This is a genomic window from Kocuria sp. WN036 (assembly GCF_002287015.1).
GTDB classification, from domain to species: domain Bacteria; phylum Actinomycetota; class Actinomycetes; order Actinomycetales; family Micrococcaceae; genus Kocuria; species Kocuria rosea.
On sequence record NZ_NSKF01000056.1, the window covers coordinates 1 to 4,753 of the forward strand.

Here is a 4,753-nt window from a genome sequence, read left to right on the forward strand (position 1 = left end):
GACCCGGGGGCCGCCGGGGGCGCCTGGTCGGCGGGCCGGTCGCCCCAGGAGTCCGCGGCCAGCGCCCGCACCGCCTCGGTCAACGACTCGGCGCCGGGTCCGGACGCCTCGAAGCGCAGCCGGTCGCCCTGCCGGACGGCGAGCGTCACGAGCCCGGAGAGGCTGCGGGCGTCGACCGGACCGCGGCCCGTGCGCAGGTTCGTGACCACGGCGGCCGCGTCGGCGGCCCGCACGAGCCCGACCAGCCGGGCGGCCGGGCGCGCGTGCAGGCCGTGCGGGGTGTCCACGGGCAGCTCGGCGACGACCTCGGGTGCCGCGGGCGGCGCCGTCGTGCCCGCCGCCGACGGGTCCGCCGCCTCCCCCAGGTGATCCAGCTTGGCGGCCAGTCCGCGGCCGGCCTCCTCGAGCACCGCGTCCAGCGGCGCGCCGGTCGCGGCCGTCACCACGGCGGCGACCAGCCCCTCGACGAGCGGAGCGGGCGACAGGCGCACCCGCTCGGCGACGTCGGGCGGCACGAGCTCCCGCGCCATCTCCGCGCTGAGCACGGCGCTGCCGAGGTCGAGGAGCACCAGCACGCCGTCCGGTGAGTCGACGGCGGTGATGGCGTCGGCGACCGCGACGGCGTCCGTGCCGAACCCGGCGCCGGCACCCGCCGCCACGGCGATCGGCGGGCGCTCCGCGACCATCTCGCAGGCCAGCTCGACGGCCGCCTCGGCCAGCGCGCGGCTGTGCGAGACGACGACGATGCCGATCACGGCAGGCTGTCGGCGGCGGACCGCAGCAGCAGCGCCGTGCTGGTGGCGCCCGGGTCCTGGTGCCCGGCGCTGCGCTGGCCCAGGTAGCTGGCCCGGCCCTTGCGGGCCACGAGCGGGATCGTCGCGGCGCAGCCCGCCTCGGCCGCGTCGGCCGCGGCGGACAGCGCGTCGGCGATGCCGGCGCCCCCGGCCACCGCCGCGTCGTACGCGTCGAGTGCCGGGACCAGGGCGTCCACCATCGTCTTGTCGCCCTGCTGGGCCTTGCCCCGGGCGACCACGCCCTCCAGCCCGGCCCGCAGCGCCCCGCCCAGCGCGGCGGCGTCGACGGCCCGCCCATCGGCCAGCCCGCCGCCGACCCGCAGGAAGAACGTGCCGTACAGCGGGCCGCTGGCCCCGCCGACGGTGCTGACCAGGGTCATGCCGGCCTTCTTCAGCATCGCGCCGGCGTCCCCGGCACCGCCCGCGTCCAGCGCGCCGACGACCGCCCGCATGCCACGGTCCATGTTGCTCCCGTGGTCGGCGTCGCCGATGGCGGAGTCGAGCTCCGTGAGCTCGGCGGCGTGGTCGTGGACGACCTCCGCGAACCTCCGCAGCCAGCGGTCGAGACCCTCGGCGGTGACCTCCGGCATCACGTGCCCCAGCGCAGGCCGGGGGTGTTGACCGGCGCGTCCCACAGGCGGACGACCTCGTCGTCCGCGCGCAGCAGGGTCACGGAGCAGCCGGCCATGTCCAGCGAGGTGATGTAGTTGCCGACCAGGCTGCGGGCGACCGGGATGCCGGCCTTCTGCAGCAGCTGCTGCACCTCGGAGTACATGATGTACAGCTCGATCAGCGGCGTGCCGCCCATGCCGTTGAGGAACGCGATCACCGGGGCGCCGTCGGCCGCGGGCAGGTCGGCCAGGACCGGCTCGACGAGCATGGCCGCGACCTCCCGCGCGGGAGCGATCGGCCGCCGTTCGCGTCCGGGCTCGCCGTGGATGCCGATGCCGACCTCGATCTCGTTCTCGCCGAGCTCGAACGTCGGCCTGCCCGCGGCCGGGACCGTGCACGAGGTGAGCGCCATGCCCATGCTGCGCCCCTGCTCGTCGACCCGCCGCGCGATGTCGGCGACCTCGGCGAGCGGACGGCCCTCCTCGGCGGCCGCACCGGCGATCTTCTCCAGCAGCACGGTGACCCCCACGCCGCGACGTCCGGCGGTGTACAGGCTGTCCTGCACGGCGACGTCGTCGTCGGTGACGACCGAGACCACCTCGACACCGTTCTCGGCGGCGAGCTCGGCGGCCATCTCGAAGTTCATGACGTCGCCGGTGTAGTTCTTCACGATGTGCAGGACGCCGGCGCCGCCGTCGACGCCGAGGGTCGCGGCGAGCATCTGGTCCGGCACCGGGGAGGTGAACACCTCGCCGGCGCAGGCCGCGTCCAGCATCCCCGGGCCCACGAACCCGCCGTGCATCGGCTCGTGTCCGGAGCCGCCGCCGGACACCAGGCCCACCTTGCCGCGCCGGGGCGCGTCGGCGCGGAAGACGACGCGGTTGGAGTGGTCGACGCGCAGGCGGTCCCCGTGCGCCGCCTGCATGCCGAGCAGGGCCTCCCGGACGACGTCGGCCGGGTCGTTGATGAGCTTCTTCATGTGCCCCATCCGACCACTCCGCCGGTGGTCGTGACAACAGTTCCGGACGACTGTGGGGCATTGAGTCCTCGGCGCGCGACGAGAGCGCCGTCCCCCGGCGGCCGAGACCCTAAGCTCGGAGGATGGCTGAGATCCGGACGAGCACCCTGCACACCACCGCTGTCGGGGACGACGGCGACCGCGTCGTCTTCCTGCACGGTCTGTTCGGCCGGGGCAAGAACTTCACCCGGATCGCCAAGGACCTCCAGCCGGACTTCCGGAGCCTGCTCGTGGACCTGCCCAACCACGGCGGGTCCGCGTGGACGGACCGGGTGGACTACGAGCAGATGGCGGACTCCGTGGCCGAGACCCTGCGCGACGACTTCGCCGCGGCGGGGCCGGTCGCCGTCGTCGGGCACTCCCTCGGCGGCAAGGTGGCGATGGTGCTGGCGCTGCGGCACCCGGAGCTCGTCTCCCGGCTCGTCGTGGTGGACATCGCCCCCGCCCGGGCCGGGGGCGGCGAGGGCGAGTTCGCCCACCTGCTGGACAGCCTCGCGGCCGTGGACCTCACGGCCGTCGAGCGCCGCTCGGACGCGGACGAGGCCCTCCGGGGGCCCATCCCGTGGGACACCACCCGGAGCTTCCTGCTGCAGAACCTGCGCAGGGGCCCGGAGGGCCTCTCCTGGGAGCCGAACCTCGAGCTGCTGCGGTCGAGCCTGGACACCATCGGCGGCTTCCCGGACACCGGGGACGCCGTGTACGAGGGGCCGGTGCTCTGGGTCGCCGGCGGGCGCTCGGACTACGTCCGCGACGAGCACACGCCGGTCATGCGCCGGCTGTTCCCCCGGGCGCACCGGGTGACGATCCGCGAGGCCGGCCACTGGGTCCACTCGCAGGAGCCGGAGCAGTTCGCCGCGGTGCTGCGCGGGTTCCTGGCCCGCACCGGGCCCTGACCGCCCTCCCCGCCCGGGGCGCGGCCGCCCCGGACGGTGCGCGCCGGGTGCGGCGGCCGCCGTCCGCCGCGGCCGGCCCCCGCGGCGGTGGGAGACTGGGACGATGAGCCCCGTCCCCTTCGACCTCGCCCGGATCGGCGCCGGCCTGCCGGTCGCCGGGGTGCTCGGCGAGCTCCGCGCGGCCCTCGCCGGCGGCGTCGCCGTGGTGCAGGCCCCGCCCGGCACCGGCAAGACCACCCTGGTGCCCCCGCTGGTCGCCGACCTGCTGCACGAGCGCGCCACGGGTCCCGGGCCCGGCCGGGTGGTCGTCACCCAGCCCCGCCGGGTCGCCGCCCGCGCGGCGGCCCGGCGGCTGGCGCACCTGGCCGGGACCCGGGTGGGCGCGCTCGTGGGCCACACGGTGCGCGGCGACCGGCGCACCGGGGCCGGCACCCTCGTCGAGTTCGTCACGCCCGGCGTGCTCCTGCGCCGGCTGCTGCAGGACCCCGGGCTGCCCGGGGTGGGCGCCGTGGTCCTCGACGAGGTCCACGAGCGCGGTCTCGAGTCCGACCTGCTCGTCGGCATGCTGGCCGAGGTCCGGCAGCTGCGCGAGGACCTGGTGCTCGTCGCGATGTCCGCGACCCTCGACGCCCCGCGCTTCGCCGGGCTGCTGGGCGAGGGCGCCCCGGCCCCCGTGGTCGACTGCCCGGCCGCCCTCCACCCGCTCACGGTCCGGTGGGCCCCGGCCCCCGGGCGGCGCACCGACGAGCGCGGGGTCACCCGCCCGTTCCTCGACCACGTCGCCCGGACCGCGGCCGACGCCCACGCGCGGGCCCTGGCCCGGGACGGCGCCGCGGACGCGCTCGTGTTCGTCCCCGGGGCGTGGGAGGTCGACCAGGTCGCCCGGCGGCTGCGGGAGACCTGCCGCGGGACCGAGGTGCTCGAGCTGCACGGCCGGGTCGGGGCCGCCGAGCAGGACCGGGCGACCTCGGGACGCCGGCCCGGGGACCCGCCCCGCGTGGTCGTCTCCACGTCCCTGGCCGAGTCCTCCCTGACGGTGCCGGGCGTGCGCCTCGTGGTCGACTCCGGGCTCTCCCGCGAGCCCCGGCGGGACGCCGGCCGCGGCATGACGGGCCTGGTCACGGTGGCGGCCTCCCGGGCCTCGGCCGAGCAGCGGGCGGGCCGTGCCGCCCGGCTCGGGCCCGGGGAGGTCGTGCGCTGCTACGACGAGCGGACCTGGGCCGCGATGCCCCGCCACCTCACCCCCGAGCTCGCGGCCGCCGACCTCACGGGCGCCGCGCTGCTGCTCGCCTGCTGGGGCGCCCCCGGCGGACGGGGCCTGCCCCTGCCGGACCCCCTGCCCGCGCCGGCCCTGGCCGACGCCGTCACCGTGCTGCACGGGCTCGGCGCGCTCGACGAGGACGGCCGGGCCACCGCCACCGGCCGGCTGCTCGCGG

Annotated in this window: 5 protein-coding genes; 2 read left to right on the forward strand and 3 right to left on the reverse strand. The window is 77.5% G+C overall.

Annotated features, from left to right (window positions below; all coding sequences use genetic code 11):
• The 3 genes from dhaM to dhaK form a co-directional block, all read right to left on the reverse strand.
• The coding region (gene dhaM, locus CK505_RS17880; protein ID WP_176475405.1) for a dihydroxyacetone kinase phosphoryl donor subunit DhaM at window positions 1-755 on the reverse strand (755 nt) is incomplete at its 3' end.
• A complete protein-coding gene (dhaL, locus tag CK505_RS17885) occupies window positions 752-1,384 on the reverse strand; it encodes a dihydroxyacetone kinase subunit DhaL (protein WP_017832470.1) in 633 nt (210 codons plus the stop codon). The genes dhaL and dhaM, both read right to left, overlap by 4 nt.
• Window positions 1,384-2,385 carry a dihydroxyacetone kinase subunit DhaK gene (dhaK, locus tag CK505_RS17890; protein ID WP_031282496.1) on the reverse strand — a complete coding sequence of 334 codons (1,002 nt, stop codon included), beginning with the start codon at window positions 2,383-2,385 and terminating at the stop codon, window positions 1,384-1,386. The genes dhaL and dhaK overlap by 1 nt, the downstream gene beginning before the upstream one ends.
• 122 nt (window positions 2,386-2,507) lie before the next feature.
• Between dhaK and CK505_RS17895 the strand changes: the two genes are divergently transcribed.
• The gene (locus CK505_RS17895; protein ID WP_095651901.1) at window positions 2,508-3,317 is read left to right on the forward strand and encodes an alpha/beta fold hydrolase; all 810 of its coding nucleotides are present in this window, start codon (window positions 2,508-2,510) and stop codon (window positions 3,315-3,317) included.
• Between the two features lie 103 nt (window positions 3,318-3,420).
• Window positions 3,421-4,753 (forward strand): helicase-related protein (locus CK505_RS17900; RefSeq protein WP_141246870.1); only part of this gene is annotated, 1,333 nt, incomplete at its 3' end.

Bases quoted from the DNA above. Each gene is read 5' to 3' on its own strand.
- dhaK (WP_031282496.1), bottom strand. From the start codon at position 2,385: ATGAAGAAGCTCATCAACGACCCGGCCGACGTCGTCCGGGAGGCCCTG.
- dhaL (WP_017832470.1), bottom strand. From the start codon at position 1,384: ATGCCGGAGGTCACCGCCGAGGGTCTCGACCGCTGGCTGCGGAGGTTC.
- CK505_RS17895 (WP_095651901.1), top strand. From the start codon at position 2,508: ATGGCTGAGATCCGGACGAGCACCCTGCACACCACCGCTGTCGGGGAC.